The sequence below is a fragment of the Streptomyces sp. 4N124 genome, from assembly GCF_052245395.1.
GTDB lineage: Bacteria > Actinomycetota > Actinomycetes > Streptomycetales > Streptomycetaceae > Streptomyces.
The window spans coordinates 1-18,740 of sequence record NZ_JBQQBS010000019.1 but is presented as its reverse complement, the minus strand read 5'-3'; the positions used below and the strand labels follow the sequence as shown (position 1 = coordinate 18,740).

Annotated in this window: 13 protein-coding genes; 8 read left to right on the top strand and 5 right to left on the bottom strand. The window is 70.4% G+C overall.

The genetic code is table 11. The annotated features are described in order from the left end of the window. Positions 1-50: 50 nt before the first annotated feature. Positions 51-1,190 carry an acyl-CoA dehydrogenase family protein gene (locus tag ACTWQO_RS20570; protein ID WP_443238778.1) on the top strand — a complete coding sequence of 380 codons (1,140 nt, stop codon included), beginning with the start codon at positions 51-53 and terminating at the stop codon, positions 1,188-1,190. Continuing rightward, positions 1,190-2,140: an acyl-CoA dehydrogenase family protein gene (locus tag ACTWQO_RS20565; protein ID WP_443238777.1), complete on the top strand. Its 951-nt coding sequence runs from the start codon at positions 1,190-1,192 to the stop codon at positions 2,138-2,140. Before ACTWQO_RS20570 ends, ACTWQO_RS20565 begins: the two co-directional genes overlap by 1 nt. On the opposite strand, the gene qcrB is transcribed toward ACTWQO_RS20565, so the two are convergent. Both qcrB and ACTWQO_RS20555 read right to left on the bottom strand, forming a co-directional pair. Then, positions 2,115-3,770 carry a cytochrome bc1 complex cytochrome b subunit gene (gene qcrB / locus ACTWQO_RS20560; protein ID WP_443238776.1) on the bottom strand — a complete coding sequence of 552 codons (1,656 nt, stop codon included), beginning with the start codon at positions 3,768-3,770 and terminating at the stop codon, positions 2,115-2,117. The two genes, ACTWQO_RS20565 and qcrB, sit on opposite strands and share 26 nt — an antisense overlap. A gap of 81 nt (positions 3,771-3,851) precedes the next feature. Further along, a complete protein-coding gene (locus tag ACTWQO_RS20555; protein WP_443238775.1) occupies positions 3,852-4,577 on the bottom strand; it encodes a vWA domain-containing protein in 726 nt (241 codons plus the stop codon). Positions 4,578-4,737: 160 nt separating this feature from the next. Here ACTWQO_RS20555 and ACTWQO_RS20550 point away from each other — a divergent pair, with 160 nt between their 5' ends. Further along, positions 4,738-5,643: a rhomboid family intramembrane serine protease gene (locus ACTWQO_RS20550; protein ID WP_443238774.1), complete on the top strand. Its 906-nt coding sequence runs from the start codon at positions 4,738-4,740 to the stop codon at positions 5,641-5,643. A gap of 100 nt (positions 5,644-5,743) precedes the next feature. On the opposite strand, the gene ACTWQO_RS20545 is transcribed toward ACTWQO_RS20550, so the two are convergent. The 3 genes from ACTWQO_RS20545 to ACTWQO_RS20535 form a co-directional block, all read right to left on the bottom strand. After that, complete coding sequence (locus ACTWQO_RS20545; protein WP_443238773.1) at positions 5,744-7,204, bottom strand: glutamate synthase subunit beta; 1,461 nt, start codon at positions 7,202-7,204, stop codon at positions 5,744-5,746. Further along, complete coding sequence (gene gltB / locus ACTWQO_RS20540; RefSeq protein WP_443238772.1) at positions 7,197-11,708, bottom strand: glutamate synthase large subunit; 4,512 nt, start codon at positions 11,706-11,708, stop codon at positions 7,197-7,199. Before gltB ends, ACTWQO_RS20545 begins: the two co-directional genes overlap by 8 nt. A 451-nt stretch (positions 11,709-12,159) precedes the next feature. Then, complete coding sequence (locus ACTWQO_RS20535; protein ID WP_443238771.1) at positions 12,160-12,891, bottom strand: VIT1/CCC1 transporter family protein; 732 nt, start codon at positions 12,889-12,891, stop codon at positions 12,160-12,162. Between the two features lie 270 nt (positions 12,892-13,161). Between ACTWQO_RS20535 and ACTWQO_RS20530 the strand changes: the two genes are divergently transcribed. The 5 genes from ACTWQO_RS20530 to ACTWQO_RS20510 form a co-directional block, all read left to right on the top strand. Continuing rightward, complete coding sequence (locus ACTWQO_RS20530) at positions 13,162-14,289, top strand: ADP-ribosylglycohydrolase family protein (RefSeq protein ID WP_443238770.1); 1,128 nt, start codon at positions 13,162-13,164, stop codon at positions 14,287-14,289. Beyond that, a complete protein-coding gene (locus tag ACTWQO_RS20525; RefSeq protein ID WP_443238769.1) occupies positions 14,286-15,401 on the top strand; it encodes an ADP-ribosylglycohydrolase family protein in 1,116 nt (371 codons plus the stop codon). The genes ACTWQO_RS20530 and ACTWQO_RS20525 overlap by 4 nt, the downstream gene beginning before the upstream one ends. Before the next feature lie 8 nt (positions 15,402-15,409). Continuing rightward, positions 15,410-16,585, top strand: coding sequence for an ADP-ribosylglycohydrolase family protein (locus ACTWQO_RS20520; protein WP_443238768.1), 1,176 nt, complete (start codon positions 15,410-15,412; stop codon positions 16,583-16,585). Then, positions 16,573-18,006: an ADP-ribosylglycohydrolase family protein gene (locus ACTWQO_RS20515; RefSeq protein WP_443238767.1), complete on the top strand. Its 1,434-nt coding sequence runs from the start codon at positions 16,573-16,575 to the stop codon at positions 18,004-18,006. Before ACTWQO_RS20520 ends, ACTWQO_RS20515 begins: the two co-directional genes overlap by 13 nt. Then, a partial coding sequence (locus ACTWQO_RS20510; RefSeq protein WP_443238766.1) for a ribokinase occupies positions 18,003-18,740 on the top strand: 738 nt, incomplete at its 3' end. The genes ACTWQO_RS20515 and ACTWQO_RS20510, both read left to right, overlap by 4 nt.

Genomic DNA, 18,740 nt, shown 5'->3' with positions numbered 1-18,740 from the left:
AGACCACGAGAAGACCGCTGAGGAGATCACGGCCGAGGGGGACGCCACCGATGGATCTCGCCTTCACACACGAAGAGGACGCCTTCCGGGCCGAGGCCCGCGCCTGGCTGCACGCGCATGTGCCGTCCGCGCCCCTGCCCTCGCTGGAGACGGAGGAGGGCTTCCGGGCTCATCGCGCGTGGGAGGCGGAGCTGGCCGCGGACCGCTGGTCGGTGGTGGACTGGCCGAGCGCGTACGGCGGCCGGGACGCGGGCCTGATCAGATGGCTGATCTTCGAGGAGGAGTACTACGCGGCGGGCGCACCCGGCCGCGTCAGCCAGAACGGCATCAGCCTCCTCGCCCCCACCCTCTTCGACCACGGCACGGAGCGACAACGCGCGCGTGTGCTGCCGCCCATGGCCTCCGGCGAGGTGATCTGGGCCCAGGCGTGGTCGGAGCCCGAGGCCGGTTCGGACCTCGCATCCCTGAAAGCCAAGGCTGTCCGCACGGACGGCGGCTGGCTACTGACCGGCCAGAAGACCTGGTCGTCACGGGCCGCCTTCGCCGACCGCGCGTTCGGCCTGTTCCGCACCGATCCGGACACCCCGAAGCCCCACCAGGGCCTGACCTACCTGATGTTCGACCTGCGCGCACCGGGCGTCACCGTCCGCCCGATCGGCCGCCTCGACGGAAAGCCCGCGTTCGCCGAGCTGTTCCTGGACGAGGTGTTCGTGCCGGACGAGGACGTGATCGGCGAACCCGGGCAGGGCTGGCGGATCGCGATGTCGACAGCGGGCAACGAACGCGGGCTGAAGCTGCGCTCTCCGGGCCGTTTCCTCGCGAGCGCCGACCACCTGCTGACGCTCTGGCAGGCGCAAGGAGAACCGAAATCCACGAAACCCCGTGTCGCCGACGCCCTGATCGGCGCCCGCGCCTACCAGCTCTTCACCTACGCCGCCGCCTCCCGCTTCCTCGACGGCCGGGAGCTCGGCCCGGAGTCCAGCCTGAACAAGGTCTTCTGGTCCGAATACGACATCGCGCTGCACGAGACGGCCCTCGATCTCCTGGCCGAGGAGGGCGAGTTCACGGACACGGACTGGTCGGAGCGGTACGTATTCGCACTCGCCGGCCCCATCTACGCCGGCACGAACGAGATCCAGCGGGACATCATCGCCGAACGCCTGCTGGGCCTCCCGAAAGGACGCCGCTGATGCGCTTCCTCCTCAACGCCGAGCAGCGCGCGTTCGCCGCCTCGCTGGACGCGATGCTGACCTCCGCGGACACGCCCACGGTGGTAAGGGACTGGAGCCGCGGCGAGCACGGCAGCGGGCGCGCGCTGTGGGGCCGTATCGCCGAAGCGGGCGTGTTCGCACTGGCGGTGCCGGAGGAGTACGACGGACTGGGGCCCCGGCCCGTCGAACTCGCCCTCGCTTTCGTCGAGTTGGGGCGACATGCGGTGCCCGGCCCGCTGGTGGAGACCGTGACCGCGGCAGTCCTGCTCGACAAGGACGAACGCCTGCTACCGCATCTCGCCTCCGGCGAGACCATGGCCACCGTGGCATACGGCAGCCCGTACGCCCTCGACGGCGACGCGGCCACGATCCGTCTCGCCCTCACCCTCGACTCCCTCCACCTGTCCCCCGGCCACGGCCCCGTCCGCCCCTCCCTCGACCCCGCCCGCCGCCTCACCCCCCTCACCCCGGGCGGCGAACTCCTCACCCCCACCCCACCCGTCGAGCAAGCCCTCACCTGGGCCCGCCTCACCACCGCCGCCCAGGCGCTGGGCGTCGGACTCGCCCTCCTCGACAAGACCGTCGCCTACGTCAAGCAGCGCACTCAGTTCGGCACCCCCATAGGCTCGTTCCAAGCCGTCAAGCACAGACTGGCCGACGCGAAGATCGCCCTGGAGTTCGCCCGCCCCCTGCTCTTCGGCGCCGCGCTGACCATGGACGCCGCCGATGTCGCCGCAGCCAAGGTCACGGCCTGCGAGGCGGCGTATGCGACGGCGCGGACCGCGCTGCAGCTGCATGGCGCGATCGGCTACACCGCGGAGTACGACCTGTCGCTGTGGCTGACCAAGGCCCGTGCCCTGCGCACCGCCTGGGGCACCCCGGACGAGTGCCGGGCCCTGGTCGTCAGGGGTGGTGGTCGCCGCTGGTGACTTCCCGGTACTCCTCCACCGTCGGCTTCTCGATCCGCTTGCCGGGCCCGAACATGGCCTGCGCGAGCCGGGCCCGCAGCCGCTGGGACGGTTTCACCCGGCGGCGGACACCGCCGGCGTCGACGAGCGGTCCGAGCTCGTACGGCGGGTTCTGCTCATGCTGGGTCAGGGTGAACAGCTGCTCCTGCGAGACGGGTTCATGGACCTCGATGTACTCGCCGTTCGGCAGCCTCTTGATGGTGCCCGTCTCCCTGCCGTGCAGCACCTTGTTCCGGTCACGGCGCTGGAGGCCGAGACAGATCCGCTTGGTGATGCTGTAGGCGAGGACCGGCACCACGAAGACGGCGATCCGCACGAACCAGGTGATGTCGTTGATGGACAGATGCAGATGGGTGGCCACGATGTCGTTGCCGCCGCCGATCAGCAGCACCATGTACAGGCTGATCCAGGCCACGCCGAGCCCGGTGCGCACGGGCGCGTTGCGCGGCCGGTCCAGGATGTGGTGTTCGCGTTTGTCGCCGGTGACCCATGCCTCGACGAAGGGGTACACGCCGATGGCGAGCATGACCAGCGGGAACAGCGCGAAGGGGATGAACACGCCCAGCGCGAGGGTGTGGCCCCAGAGGTTGATCTCCCATCCCGGCATCACCCGGATCAGCCCCTCGGAGAACCCGAGATACCAGTCGGGCTGGGCGCCGGTCGTCACCAGATCGGGGCGGTAGGGCCCGAAGGCCCACACGGGGTTGATGCTGGCGATGCCGCCCATCATCGTCAGCACGCCGAAGACGAGGAAGAAGAAGCCGCCCGCCTTCGCCATGTAGACCGGCAGGAAGGGCATGCCGACCACCGACCTGTTGTCGCGGCCGGGGCCGGGATACTGCGTGTGCTTGTGGTAGAAGACCAGGATCAGATGGGCGGCCACCAGCCCCAGCATGATCCCGGGCAGCAGCAGGACATGGATCGGGAACAGGCGCGAGATGATGTCGTGCCCCGGGAACTCCCCGCCGAAGAGGAAGAACGACAGATACGTCCCGACGATCGGGACGGACAGGATCGCGCCCTGGGCGAAGCGGATGCCGGTGCCGGAGAGCAGGTCGTCGGGGAGTGAGTAGCCGGTCAGGCCGGTGATGATGCCGAGCATCAGCAGAGTCCAGCCGAAGACCCAGTTGAGCTCGCGCGGCTTGCGGAACGCGCCGGTGAAGAAGATCCGCATCATGTGCACGAGCATGGCGCTGACGAAGACCAGCGCCGCCCAGTGGTGGATCTGCCGGATCAGCAGCCCGCCGCGCACATCGAAGCTGATCTCCAGCGTGGATTCGAACGCCCTGGTCATCAGGACACCGTTGAGCGGCTCGTACGAGCCGTGGTACTCGACCTCGACCATGCTCGGCTCGAAGAACAGGGTGAGGTAGACGCCCGTGAGGATCAGCACGATGAAGCTGTAGAGCGCGACCTCGCCCAGCAGGAAGGACGGGTGGTCGGGGAAGACCTTGCGCATCTGGGCCTTGGCCAGCCCGTAGATCCCGAGCCGCCCGTCGGCCCAGTCCGCGAGTTTCTCGCCCTTGCCGGGAGCCTGCCTGCGCGAGCGGGCGGACCCGCCCGCCTGGTCCACCGATCGTGCGCCGTCCATGCGTCGTCGCCTCCCCGTCGGATCTCACTCAGGGTGGCACGGCTGTCACGGCTCAGCCAACGGTGCGAGCAGACGAGTGGCTCAGGCCGGTCCCACGATCCCCGCCGCCCGCGCCGCCACCAGCCACTTCGGGAACTCGGCCACCAGCCGGTCGTACAACTCGCTGTCGGACACCTTCCGCGGATCCGGGCCGGCGTGGAAGAACCCGGCGTTGTCGACGGCCCGCTTGTCCGGCACCGCCAACTCGTCGAGCTTGCGCAGATACTCGAACTGCCGGCTCTTCGGATCGCCGAAGCCGATGAACTGCCAGAACAGCGGCAGTCTGGCCGCCTTGCACAGATACCGTTCCGCGGCGAGCTTGTTGATCGGGCCACCGTCGGTCTGGAAGACCACCAGGGCCGGGTCCTTGGAACCGCTGTCGAGGTAGTGGTCGATGACCGCGTCCATCGCGAGGTGATAGCTGGTCTTGCCCATGTGCCCGAGTCCGGCCACGATCCGGTCGATCCGGCCGCGGTGGTCGGCGAGGGCGATGTCGGTGACCGCGTCGACGTCCGTGGAGAAGAACACCACGGGCACGGTGCCGTCGTCGTCGAGGTGCGCGGACAGCCCCAGCACCCGGTCGGCCAGCGCCTGCACACTGCCGTCCTTGTAGTACGGCTTCATGGACCCGGAGTAGTCGACGACCAGATAGACCGCCGCCCGCTGCCCGTCCAGGCCGTGCTTCGTGAGCGACACCCCTGCGCTCTTGTAGAGGCTGACCAGCGCGGGCGCGGTCTCCTCCACCTTGCTGAGACTGATCGCGGCCATGCCGGCTCCCCCTTCACTCACCAGAACTGACACCGAGGTCAGGACTGACGCCGAGGCTACGGCACTGCGGCCCCACCTCTCCCTCCGTCCACAGGTGTTCGCTATTTTGTTCGCCGCCGTCCGTCGCCGCCCCCATAAGTCCCCACGAGGAGCCGGTTCCGTGGAACCCGAGTCCGCCGTCACCACCTGCTACCGCCATCCCAAGGTGGAGTCCCACGTCCGCTGCACCCGCTGCGAGCGGTACATCTGCCCGGACTGCATGCGGGAGGCGGCCGTCGGCCACCAGTGCCCCGAGTGCGTGAAGGAGGGGGCGCGGACGGTACGGCAGGCCCGGACCGTCGTCGGCGGGCGGGTCTCGGCGACGCCTGTCGTGACGTACGCACTCATCGCGCTCAACGTGCTCGCGTATCTGGGCGAGTTGGTGCGTCCGGCGATCGTGGAACGGTTCGAGATGCTGGGCGCCGGGCTGGCCGGGCCGGACGGCGGGCACTACGTGTGGCAGGACACCTATCCGGCGGGGTTCCAGCCGGAGGGGGTCGTGGACGGGGAGTGGTACCGGCTGCTGACCGGTGCCTTTCTCCATCTTCCCCCCACCGAGGGCACGTTCGGGATCCTGCACATCGTGATGAACATGGCGTCGCTGTGGAGCGTGGGCCGGGTCGTCGAGGCACAACTCGGCCGCGTCCGCTACCTCGCCCTCTATCTGCTCTCCGCGCTCGGCGGCTCGGTGCTGGTGCTGCTGCTCGCGCCCGGGACGCCGACGGTCGGCGCGTCCGGCGCGATCTTCGGGCTCGGCGCCGCCTACTACGTCATGGCCCGGCGGCTCGGGGCGAACATGGACGCCGTCAACCGTTTCATGGCGGGCCTGCTGCTGTGGTTGCTGATCTCCGCGGGGCTCACGTCCTGGCAGGGGCACTTGGGCGGGCTGCTCGCGGGTGCGGTGGTGACGGTGGCCTTCGCCTACGCGCCGCGCAATCGGCGCTCACTGGTCCAGGCGGGCGTCTGCCTGGCACTCCTCGCCCTGCTCGCCGTACTGGCCATCGGCAAGGTGAGCGCACTGGCGTGAGAAAAGCGGCGGCGCCTGCCCAGTCGTCCGGTCGGGGACTAGGGGGCAGGCGCCGTCGGGTGTACCGCACGCCTTTGTGCGGGACGTTTCTTGGGGCCGATCAGACCATCAGCGAGCGGTCCGTCGGACGGATCGGTGCCGGCAGGTCGCTCACGCCCGTCAGGAAGCGGTCGCACCCGCGGGCGGCCGAGCGGCCCTCCGCGATCGCCCAGACGATCAACGACTGACCACGGCCCGCGTCACCGGCGACGAAGACACCGGGGACGTTGGTCTGGAAGTCGCCGTCACGGGCGATGTTGCCGCGCTCGTCGAGGTCCAGGCCGAACTGCTCGACCAGGCCGTTCTCCCGGTCGGTGCCCGTGAAGCCCATCGCCAGCGTGACCAGCTGGGCGGGGATCTTGCGCTCCGTGCCCGGCTTCGGCGTCAGCTTGCCGTCGATGAACTCGACCTCGGTGAGGTGCAGCCACTGGACGTTGCCGTCCTCGTCGCCCTCGAAGTGGGTGGTGGAGACGGAGTAGACCCGCTCGCCGCCCTCCTCGTGCGCGGACGTGACCTTGTAGAGCATCGGGAAGGTCGGCCACGGCTGGTGCGGCGCCCGGTCCTCGCCCGGCCTGGGCATGATCTCCAGCTGCGTGACGGAGGCAGCGCCCTGGCGGTGGGCGGTGCCCACGCAGTCGGCGCCGGTGTCACCGCCGCCGATCACGACGACGTGCTTGCCCTCGGCCGTGATGGGGGGCGTCACGAAGTCGCCCTCCTGGACCTTGTTGGCCAGCGGCAGGTACTCCATGGCCTGGTGGATGCCCTTGAGCTCACGGCCGGGGACCGGGAGGTCACGGGCGGTCGTCGCACCGGCGGCGATGACGATCGCGTCGTACCGCTTCTTCAGGTCGGTCGCCTTGAGGTCGCGGCCGATCTCGATACCGGTACGGAAGCGGGTGCCCTCCGCGCGCATCTGCTCGATACGGCGGTTGATGTGCCGCTTCTCCATCTTGAACTCGGGGATGCCGTAGCGCAGGAGGCCGCCGATACGGTCCGCGCGCTCGTAGACGGCGACGGTGTGGCCCGCCCGGGTGAGCTGCTGGGCGGCGGCGAGACCGGCGGGGCCGGACCCGATGACCGCGACCGTCTTGCCGGACAGGCGCTCCGGCACCTGCGCGGCGACGTCACCGGTCTCCCACGCCTTGTCGATGATCGAGACTTCGACGTTCTTGATGGTGACGGCGGGCTGGTTGATGCCGAGCACACACGCCGACTCGCACGGAGCCGGGCACAGGCGGCCGGTGAACTCCGGGAAGTTGTTCGTGGCGTGCAGGCGCTCGGACGCGGCGGCCCAGTCCTCGCGGTAGGCGTAGTCGTTCCACTCGGGGATCAGGTTCCCCAGCGGACAGCCGTTGTGGCAGAACGGGATACCGCAGTCCATGCAGCGGCTGGCCTGCTTGCTGATGATCGGCAGCAGCGAGCCGGGGACGTAGACCTCGTTCCAGTCCTTGAGGCGTACGTCGACGGGGCGGGACTTGGCGACCTCGCGGCCGTGGTTGAGAAAGCCCTTGGGATCAGCCATTGGTCGCCGCCTCCATCATCTTCTCGGTGATCTCGGTCTCGGAGAGACCGGCTCGCTCGGCGGCGTCCTTGGCGGCGAGCACTGCCTTGTACGTGCTGGGGATGATCTTGCTGAAGCGGTCCACCGACTCGGACCACTCGGCGAGGAGCTTCCCGGCGACCGTGGAGCCGGTCTCCTCCGCGTGCCGGCGCACCACATCGTGCAGCCACTGCTTGTCGGTGTCGTCCAGCTTCTCGATGGCGCCGACGTTGCCGACGTTCACGTTGTCGCGGTCCAGGTCGATGACGTACGCGATACCGCCGGACATACCGGCCGCGAAGTTGCGGCCCGTCTCGCCCAGCACCACCGCGTGGCCGCCGGTCATGTACTCGCAGCCGTGGTCGCCCACGCCCTCGGAGACGACCGTCGCGCCGGAGTTGCGGACGCAGAAGCGCTCGCCCGTACGACCGCGCAGGAACAGCTCGCCGCCGGTCGCGCCGTACGCGATCGTGTTGCCCGCGATCGTCGAGAACTCGGCGAGGTGATCGGCGCCCCGGTCGGGACGCACGATCACACGGCCGCCCGACAGCCCCTTGCCGACGTAGTCGTTGGCGTCGCCCTCCAGGCGCAGCGTGATGCCGCGCGGCAGGAAGGCACCGAAGGACTGGCCGGCCGAGCCGGTGAAGGTGATGTCGATGGTGTCGTCGGGCAGGCCCGCGCCACCGAACTTCTTGGTCACCTCGTGGCCGAGCATGGTGCCGACCGTGCGGTTGATGTTGCGGATGGCGACCTGGGCGCGCACCGGCTGGGCGTCGGTCGCCGAGTCGGCGGCCAGGGCGTCGGCGGCGAGCTTGATCAGCTCGTTGTCGAGCGCCTTCTCCAGCCCGTGGTCCTGCTCGATCACCTGGTGGCGCACCGCGCCGCCGGGCAGGTCGGGCACGTGGAACAGCGGCTCCAGGTCCAGGCCCTGCGCCTTCCAGTGGTCGACGGCTCGCGAGACGTCCAGCGTCTCGGCGTGGCCGACGGCCTCCTCGAGGGTGCGGAAGCCCAGCTCGGCGAGGATCTCGCGGACCTCCTCGGCGATGAACTGGAAGAAGTTCACGACGTGTTCGGCCTTGCCCGCGTACCGGTCGCGCAGAACCGGGTTCTGGGTGGCGATGCCGACCGGGCAGGTGTCCAGGTGGCAGACGCGCATCATGACGCAGCCGGAGACGACAAGCGGCGCGGTCGCGAAACCGAACTCCTCGGCGCCGAGCAGCGCGGCGATGACCACGTCACGGCCGGTCTTCAGCTGACCGTCGGTCTGTACGACGATGCGGTCGCGCAGGCCGTTGAGCAGCAGGGTCTGCTGGGTCTCGGCGAGACCGAGCTCCCAGGGACCACCGGCGTGCTTCAGCGACGTCAGCGGCGACGCACCCGTACCGCCGTCGTGACCCGAGATGAGGACGACGTCCGCGTGCGCCTTCGACACACCGGCCGCGACCGTGCCGACGCCGACCTCCGACACCAGCTTGACGTGAATCCGCGCCTGCGGGTTCGCGTTCTTCAGGTCGTGGATCAGCTGGGCCAGGTCCTCGATGGAGTAGATGTCGTGGTGCGGCGGCGGGGAGATGAGCCCCACGCCCGGCGTCGAGTGCCGGGTCTTCGCGACCCACGGGTACACCTTGTGGCCGGGCAGCTGGCCACCCTCGCCGGGCTTGGCGCCCTGGGCCATCTTGATCTGGATGTCGTCCGCGTTGACCAGGTACTCCGACGTCACGCCGAAGCGGCCGGAGGCGACCTGCTTGATCGACGAACGGCGGGCCGGGTCGTACAGCCGGTCCGCGTCCTCGCCGCCCTCACCGGTGTTGGACTTGCCGCCCAGCTGGTTCATGGCGATGGCGAGGGTCTCGTGCGCCTCCTTGGAGATGGAGCCGTACGACATGGCGCCGGTCGAGAACCGCTTGACGATCTCGGAGACCGGCTCGACCTCGTCGATGGAGATCGGCTGCCGGTCCGACTTGAAGCCGAACAGGCCGCGCAGCGTCATCAGCCGCTCGGACTGCTCGTTCACGCGGTCCGTGTACTTCTTGAAGATGTCGTAGCTGCCGCTGCGCGTGGAGTGCTGGAGGCGGAAGACCGTCTCCGGGTCGAACAGGTGCGGCTCGCCCTCACGGCGCCACTGGTACTCGCCGCCTATGTCGAGGGCGCGGTGCGCGGGCGCGATGCCGCTCGCCGGGTACGCCTTCGCGTGGCGGGCGGCGACCTCCTTGGCGATGACGTCGATGCCGACGCCGCCGATCTTGGTGGCGGTGCCGTTGAAGTACTTCTCGACGAAGGTCTCGTCGAGACCGACGGCTTCGAAGACCTGGGCGCCGCGGTAGGAGGCGACGGTCGAGATGCCCATCTTGGACATGACCTTCAGGACGCCCTTGCCGAGCGCGTAGATCAGGTTGCGGATGGCGTGCTCGGCCTCGATGCCGGGAAGGAACGTGCCCGCGCGGACCAGGTCCTCGACGGACTCCATCGCCAGGTACGGGTTGACGGCCGCGGCGCCGAAGCCGATGAGCAGGGCGACGTGGTGGACCTCGCGGACGTCACCGGCCTCGACCAGCAGGCCCACGTGGGTGCGCTGCTTGGTGCGGATGAGGTGGTGGTGGACGGCCGCGGTGAGCAGCAGCGACGGGATCGGCGCGTGCTCGGCGTCGGAGTGGCGGTCCGAGAGGACGATCAGCCGGGCGCCGTTGTCGATGGCGGCGTCGGCCTCGGCGCAGATCTCGTCGATGCGCGCGGCGAGGGAGTCACCGCCGCCGGAGACCCGGTACAGGCCGGACAGGGTCGCGGCCTTCATGCCGGGCATGTCGCCGTCGGCGTTGATGTGTATGAGCTTGGCCAGCTCGTCGTTGTCGATCACCGGGAAGGGCAGGGTGACGCTGCGACAGGACGCGGCCGTCGGCTCCAGCAGGTTGCCCTGCGGGCCGAGGGAGCTGCGGAGAGAGGTGACCAGCTCTTCGCGGATGGCATCCAGCGGCGGGTTGGTGACCTGTGCGAACAGCTGGGTGAAGTAGTCGAAGAGCAGGCGCGGGCGGTCGCTCAGCGCGGCGATCGGCGAGTCCGTACCCATCGAACCGATCGGCTCGGCACCGGCCTTGGCCATCGGCGCGAGGATGACGCGCAGCTCCTCCTCGGTGTAGCCGAAGGTCTGCTGGCGGCGGGTGACCGAGGCGTGCGTGTGCACGATGTGCTCGCGCTCGGGCAGGTCGGACAGCTCGATCTCGCCGGCTTCGAGCCACTCGGCGTACGGCATCTCGGTCGCGAGCTGGGCCTTGATCTCGTCGTCCTCGATGATGCGGTGCTCGGCGGTGTCGACGAGGAACATCCGGCCGGGCTGCAGCCGGCCCTTGCGGACGACCTTGGCGGGGTCGATGTCGAGGACGCCGACCTCGGAGCCGAGGACGACGAGGCCGTCGTCGGTGACCCAGTAGCGGCCGGGGCGCAGGCCGTTGCGGTCGAGCACGGCGCCGACCTGGGTGCCGTCGGTGAAGGTGACACAGGCCGGGCCGTCCCAGGGCTCCATCATCGTGGCGTGGAACTGGTAGAAGGCGCGCCGGGCCGGGTCCATGGAGTCGTGGTTCTCCCACGCCTCCGGGATCATCATCAGCACGGAGTGCGGCAGCGAACGGCCGCCCAGGTGCAGCAGTTCCAGCACCTCGTCGAAGGAGGCGGAGTCGGACGCCTCGGGTGTACAGATCGGGAAGATCCGGTCGATCTTGTCCTGCTCGCCGAACAGGTCGGAGACGATCTGGGACTCGCGGGCCGCCATCCAGTTGCGGTTGCCCTTGACCGTGTTGATCTCGCCGTTGTGCGCGACGAAGCGGTACGGGTGGGCGAGCGGCCAGCTCGGGAAGGTGTTGGTGGAGAACCGGGAGTGCACGAGCGCGATCGCGGAGGCGAAGCGGCGGTCGGACAGGTCCGGGAAGAAGGGCTCCAGCTGGCCGGTGGTCAGCATGCCCTTGTAGACGATGGTCCGCGCGGACAGCGACGGGAAGTAGACGTCGGCCTCGCGCTCGGCGCGCTTGCGCAGCACAAAGGCCTTGCGGTCGAGGTCGATGCCCTCCGAGGTGCCGTCGGCGACGAAGATCTGCCGGAAGGCGGGCATCGTCGAGCGGGCGGTGGCACCGAGGAGTTCGGGCGCGACCGGCACCTCGCGCCAGCCGAGGACCGTCAGCCCCTCGTCGGCCGCGATCGTCTCGATCCGTGAGACGGCCTCGTCCGCGCCTGCCTCGGGCAGGAAGGCGATACCGACGGCGTACCCACCGGCCTGCGGCAGTTCAAATCCGGCCACCTCACGGAAGAAGGCGTCGGGAACCTGGGAGAGGATGCCGGCGCCGTCACCCGAGTCGGGCTCGGAGCCGGTGGCGCCGCGATGCTCCAGGTTGCGCAGAACCGTGAGCGCCTGTTCGACCAGCGCATGGCTCGCCTCACCGGTGAGGTTGGCCACGAAGCCGACGCCACAGGCGTCGTGCTCATTGCGGGGGTCGTACATACCCTGCGCAGCAGGGCGAGCATCCATGAACGACCAGTTCTGGCCATTCATAGAGTGCTGGGACGGCTGGCGCGGCGTACGCATCGGCTCTCCCGTCGTCGTCAACTTGGCATATGCAGGTGCCGAGGGACGACGCTGGCCCTCTGCGTGAGTGCAAAATTTCGTGCAGGTTACATGATGGGGCGGTTCTCGGGAACCGGATACCGCGTTCCAACATGCGGACGCCGCGGTCGCGGCGGGGGTACCGCGCACGGCGGCGGAAGTAATGGGGACCGAAGCGGACAGATCGATGTCCGTCAGCCCGAGGGCCGGGGAGGCGTCGTCGTCGACCCCGAGGGTGCGCGGCAGGCCTCATTGCCCACAGCGCTTACGGCTCATGCCCGGTGGTTAAGCAATCGAAACCAGCGAGTAACGGCTACTTATGCGGCCCAACGCATAAGTGCGAGTCCATCTATCCTACGGCCGTTCCCAGCAGGCTGCCCAGGGCGTACGTCACACCGGCCGCCGCACCACCGAGCGCGAGCTGCCTGAATCCGCTGAACCACCAGGTCCGCGCCGTCACCTTGGCCACCACGGCACCGCACGCGAACAGCCCCACCAGCGCGAGCAGCACGGCCGGCCACAGTGCACTGGCGCCCAGCAGATACGGCAGCACGGGAAGCAGGGCGCCCAGCGCGAAGGAACCGAACGACGAGACGGCGGCGACCAGCGGCGACGGCAGATCACCGGGGTCGATGCCCAGTTCCTCGCGGGCGTGTATCTCCAGGGCCTGCTCGGGATCGCGCGAGAGCTGCCCCGCCACTTCCCGCGCCAGCCGGGGCTCGACCCCGCGCGCCTCATAGAGCGCCGCGAGCTCGGCCTCCTCGTCCTTGGGATGCTTGCGCAGTTCCCGCCGCTCCACGTCCAGTTCCGCCTCGACGAGCTCGCGCTGCGAGGCGACGGACGTGTACTCACCGGCGGCCATGGAGAAGGCCCCGGCGGCGAGACCCGCGAGCCCGGCGATCACAACGGTCCGCGGACCGGCCGCGCCGCCCGCGACACCGGTCATCAGGGCGAGGTTGGAGACCAGGCCGTCCATCGCGCCGAAGACGGCGGGCCGCAGCCAGCCACCGTTCACATCCCGGTGGGTGTGGTTGTCGCGGTGCGCCTCATGGAGCGTCGCTTCGGTTTCGATGATGGCCATGCCGGATCCCCCAGAGCTAAGGTGAGGCTAAGTTTAGACTGATTCCAGTCTTTGACAACACCAAACTTACGCCCCTGATTCCTCTCCCGCCAGCAAGGAAAGGCTGGGCTAACCTGCGCTTTTACCATCGATCGCTCATTCGACAGAGAGCATGCACAGATGTCGACCGGGTGACACTGAGGCCCCCGACGCTCTCCCGGCCCCCTCCGGTGGGACACATCCGCAAAGGGCTCCGCGCCCTGGGAGGAGCCCCCGGAGGAGAGGCCCCCTATGGCATCGATCGCCTGCGTTCCCTCGGCCCCGGCGCCCGGGAACGCCGCCGAACTCCGCGACCGGGCACGCGGCGCGCTGCTCGGCCTCGCCGTCGGCGACGCCCTCGGAGCCCCCGCCGAGAACATGAAGCCCTCCGAGATCCGCGCCCGCTGGGGCCGCATCACCGGGTACGTCGCCGACAAGCCGGCCGGCACGGACGACACCGAGTACGCGATTTTCTCGGGCCTGCTGCTCGCCCGCCACGGCAGCGCCCTCACTCCCTTCCATGTGGAGACGGCCTGGCACAAGTGGATCGCCGACCGCGACGAGGGCCCCTTCCGCGGCGCCGGCTTCAGCGAACGCGGCACCCTGGAGAACCTCCGCCGCGGCCTCGCCGCCCCCATCTCCGCCCAGCACCGGCACGCCTGGAGCGACGGCCTCGCCATGCGCGCGGCCCCGTTCGGCGTCTTCGCCTCCGGACGCCCGGCCGAAGCGGCCCGTCTCGTGGCGATCGACGGCTCGGTCAGCCATGACGGCGAGGGCATCTACGGCGGACAGGCGGTTGCGGCCGGCGTCGCCGCGGCGATGGCCGGCGCCCCGACGATCGCCGTGGTCGCATCCGCCCTCGCCGTCGTCCCGGACGACTCCTGGACGGCCCGCTCCCTGCGCCGCGCCGTCGCCGTCGCCCACCGCGGCGAACGCGCGGTCCGCTCCGCGGTCGTCATCGGCGGCTACCCCTGGACCGACCTCGCCCCCGAAGCCGTCGCCCTCGCCTTCGGCGCCTACGCGGCAGCCGACGGCGACTTCGTCCAGGCCGTACTGACCGCCGTGAACATGGGTCGCGACGCCGACACCACGGCAGCGGTCGCGGGCGCCCTCGCCGGCGCGACCCAGGGCGCGTCCGCCATCCCGTCCGACTGGGCCGCCGCCATCGGCCCCGCCCGCGGCAGCTGCCTGCCGTCGATGAGGGGCCACCATGTGCTGGATGTGGCGGACCTGCTGACGGAAGAAGAGGACGCGGAGGCAGAGGAACGGCAGGACGATCTCGTACGACCGGATGGTCTCGTACGACATGAAGGGCCTGCGGAATCCGACCCCGTGGCCCTCTATGTCCTCGCCGCCGACGAGGACGAGGTGCGGCCGTGACCCGGCGGGTGGAAGGGCTGTTGCTGGGGCTGGCCGCGGGGGATGCCGCCGGCTGGCCGGCCGCCCGGCACCGGGCGGCCCGGATGCCGGAGTGGACGCGGCGCCTGACCCGCGAACTGGACACGTTCGCGGAGCAGAACGCGACGACCACGCTCCCCGTGCCGATCGCGCTGAACCAGCCCCCGGAACCCCTCCGCCTCGGCCCCTCCGACGACGCGGAGTGGGCGGTGTTCGCGGCGGAGGCCGTGCTGCGGGCCGGGGACGACAGTGCGCTGGGCGACCTGAGCCGGGAGCGCCGTACGCGGGCCGCCATCGACCTGACCTGGAACGCGGTCGCGAGCGAAGTCGCGGCGGCGGCCGAACGCGCCCCCGAGATCGAATCGGCGGTGCTCCCGCTGCGCGCCCGTATCTCGGTCCGGGCGGGTCTCGGCAACCTGGCCACCGGACTGCGCCCGCCCGCGACCGGCCACGACAACCCGCACTACTTCGACGACGCGGCCTGCGTACGGGCCTGTGTGCTGGCCGTGGCCCACCCCGGCGACCCCGAACTCGCCGCCTCCCTCGCCGAGTTCGACGCCCGCTACACCCAGGACGGCGACGGGGTGCACGGCGCGCGGGCGATGGCGGCGGCGGTTTCGCTGGCGCTGGTCGGAGCGGAGGTCGAGGCGTGCGCGCGGGCGGCCCTGGCGGAACTCCCCGAGTCCACCGAGGCCGGCCGCAACGCCCGCCACGCGCTGAAGCTGGCGGCCGACACAGACGGCGCCTTCGCGCTGATCCCGCTCCTGGAGCACCAGATCGTCGACCACGTCTACAGCTACGGCATCGCCGCCGCCGAAACGGTCCCGGTCGCCCTGGCCCTGGCGACCGCGGCGCACGGCAGGATCGCCGAGGCGGTCCCCGCGGCGGCCTGTCTGTCCCGGGTCGCGGACTCGGCCCCGGCGCTCGTGGGCGCCCTGACCGGCGCACTGGGCGGCGGTGCGGCGATCCCGGCGACCTGGCGGGACACCTGCCGCACCCTCTCCGGCTGCGTTCTGCCCCGTCTGACCGGCACCGACCTGGTGGAACTCGCCGAACTCCTGGAAGCCGCGCAACCGGCCCCACCGGGAGGATGATTCGGGGCATGACGCCCAAAGGAGATGAAACCTCAGCGATCACTCTGCCGGACCGGATCACCGGCGCCCTGGTCGGAGCGGCCGTCGGCGACGCACTCGGCGGCCCCGTCGAGGGCTACTCCCCCGCCCAGATCCTCGAACGCCACGGCGGCCGCGTCCACGGCATCGTCGGCCCCTGGCACGGCGGCGCCTGGCGCACCGCCCGCCCCATCGCCCCGTACCACAAGGGCGACGGCCACATCACCGACGACACCTTGCTGACCCACGCCCTGGTACGGGTGTACGCCCAGGTCCGCGACCACCTGGACGCCTACGCGATCGCCGAGCACCTGGTGCCGGACCTGATGACGAACCCGCGCTGGATCCCGGAGCTGGAGACGGAGACCCTGCCGCTGCACCGGGTCTTCCTGGCGGAGAAGTGGCTGGTCGCGAGGTTGCACTACGGCCATGTCGACCCGCGCGAGGCAGGCGCCGGCAACATCGTCAACTGCGGCGCGGCGATGTACATGGCCCCGGTCGGCCTGGTCAACGCGGCCAACCCGACGGCCGCCTACACCGAGGCCCTCGACATCGCGGGCGCCCACCAGTCCTCGTACGGCCGCGAGGCGGCGGGCGTCTTCGCGGCGGCGGTGGCCGCGGCCTGCGTGCCGGGCGCGACGCCGGACTCGGTCGTCACGACCTGCCTGTCCCTGGCGAAGGACGGCACGCGGGCCGCGATCGAGAAGGTCTGCGAAGTGGCCTCCGCCCACTCGGACTTCGAGTCGGCGCTGAGCCCGCTCCGGGAGGCGGTGGCGCCGTACGACACAGTGGGCCCCGACTACCGGCAGCCCTCCCTGGGCGCCCGCCGCCCGTCCCGCCTGCACGCGATCGAGGAACTCCCGGTAGCCCTGGGCATGTTGGTCGTCGCCGACGGCGACTTCCGCCACGCCGTCCTCGGCTCGGTGAACTACGGCCGCGACTGCGACTCCATCGCCACGATGGCGGGCGCGCTCTCGGGCGCCCTGGGTTCCCCGATCCCGGAGAACTGGTCCAAGACCGTCTCGGAGGCCAGCCGCCTGGACCTCTGGGAACCGGCGACCACACTGACCCAGGTCACCCGGGAGATCTTCGAACGGGACGTACGACGACGCCGGGCACACGAGCAGGCACTGACCGAGCTGGGAGTCCCGGCATGCTCCGACTGACGTGGGTCCAGCCGGAGGACCTCCTCGGCCACGAGCTGCGCCAGGCGGCTTTGGACGGCCGCGAGCCTTCGAGGATCGCGGCGCGGTGGCGAGCGGCGGGTGGTCAGGAGGCTCCGCCACGGTCCGGTGCCTCTCCGGATCGGGCATCGCGCTACCTGCGCCAACTGGCAGAGGACTTGCTGGACGAACTGGCGGACCTCCCAAGCGCGTTGGAGGAGCAAGAACCAACGGAACTGGAGAAGATCAAGACCCTGTGCCCCCACCTGCGGGCATGCGTGCCGCCTGGGGCGGCACGGGTGGGCGCAGGCGGCACCCCGCAAGCGCCGGGCTGCGCGACCCACCCCGCCCCAGCCCCCACTCAGGCCCGCTTGGAAGCAGCCTGGCTCGGCCGAGCAGCAGGGTGCCTCCTGGGCAAACCGGTGGAGAAGCTCTCCCTCACAGGCATCCGCCAACTGGCCAAAGCCACCGGCAACTGGCCCCTCACCACCTGGTTCACAGCCCAGGGCCTGCCCCAAGACCTCGCCACGAAGTACCCCTGGAACCGCCGATCGGCCACCACCTCCCTCGCCGAAAACATCGACGGCATGCCAGAGGACGACGACCTCAACTACCCCCTCCTCAACCTCCTCCTGCTCCAACGCCACGGCAAAACCTTCACCACCGAAGACGTAGCCACCCTCTGGCTCGACGAACTCCCCGCAGGCCGCACCTTCACCGCAGAACGCATCGCCCACCGCAACCTCCTCACCGGCATCGAGCCCCCACACACGGCCCGCCACCGCAACCCCTTCCGCGAATGGATCGGCGCCCTGATCCGCGCCGACGTCCACGGCTGGACCAACCCCGGCAACCCAGCCGCCGCAGCGGAACAGGCCCACCGGGACGCCACCCTCACCCACACGGCGAACGGCGTCTACGCGGCGATGTTCACCGCGGCCGTCATCGCCACGGCCGCCACCGGCACGCAGGACATCCACACCTGCCTACGCACAGGCCTCACGGTCATCCCCCCGAACTCCCGCCTCACCAAGGCCATCCACCACGCCCTCCAACTGGCCGAAGACCACACCGACTTCGACACCGTCGTGGACGAACTCCACACCACCTACGCCGACCACCACTGGGTCCACGCCATCCCCAACACCGCCCTGATCACCGCCGCCCTCACCCACGCGAACGGCGACTTCACCACCTCCATCTGCCGTGCCGTCTCCGGCGGCTGGGACACGGACTCCAACGGCGCGACGACCGGCAGCATCGCCGCCCTCCTCGCCGGCTCCCCCGCCGCACTTCCCGACCGCTGGACGACCCCCCTCAAGAACCGCCTGGCCACCTCCGTCGGCGACTTCAACGGCACCGGCTTCGACACCCTCGCCCACCTCACCCAAGCCCTCACCCGCCTGGAGGCTTCTCGCCCATGACCCACATCGCCGTACTCGGCAGCACGAACATGGACCTGGTGGCCTACGTCGAGAAGGCTCCACAGCGCGGCGAAACAGTCACCGGCCGCGCATTCCGTACGATCCCCGGCGGCAAGGGCGCCAACCAGGCGATCGCCGCGGCCCGCGCGGGCGCCGGCGTCTCGATGATCGGCGCGGTCGGCAACGACAGCTTCGGCAGCAAGCTGCGCTCCACACTGGAGCACTCCGGCGTGAACACCGACCATCTGCGCACCACGGAGGGCCCGTCCGGCACCGCCCACATCGTGGTGGACGACGAGGGCAGCAACGCGATCGTCGTGATCCCCGGTGCGAATGGCACCATCGACCACCTCGCCCCCGGCGACGAGGGCCTGATCGCCTCCGCCGACGCGCTGCTCCTCCAACTGGAGATCCCGCTCGCCGCGGTCCTCTCGGGCGCCCAGGCGGCACGGGCCCATGGCGTCCGTACGATCCTGACACCCGCCCCGGCCCAGCCCCTGCCCCCCGAACTCCTCGCCGCCACCGACCTGTTGGTCCCCAACGAGCACGAGGCGGCCACACTCACCGGCGTCCCCGACCCCCACGCCGCCGCGTACGTCCTGCTCGACCAGGTGCCGGAAGTGGTCATCACGCTGGGCGCATCCGGCAGCCTGTACGCGGCCCGCGGCCAGGAGCCGGTCACCGTCCCGGCCCCGAACGTCACCGCGGTGGACTCGACCGGCGCGGGCGACACC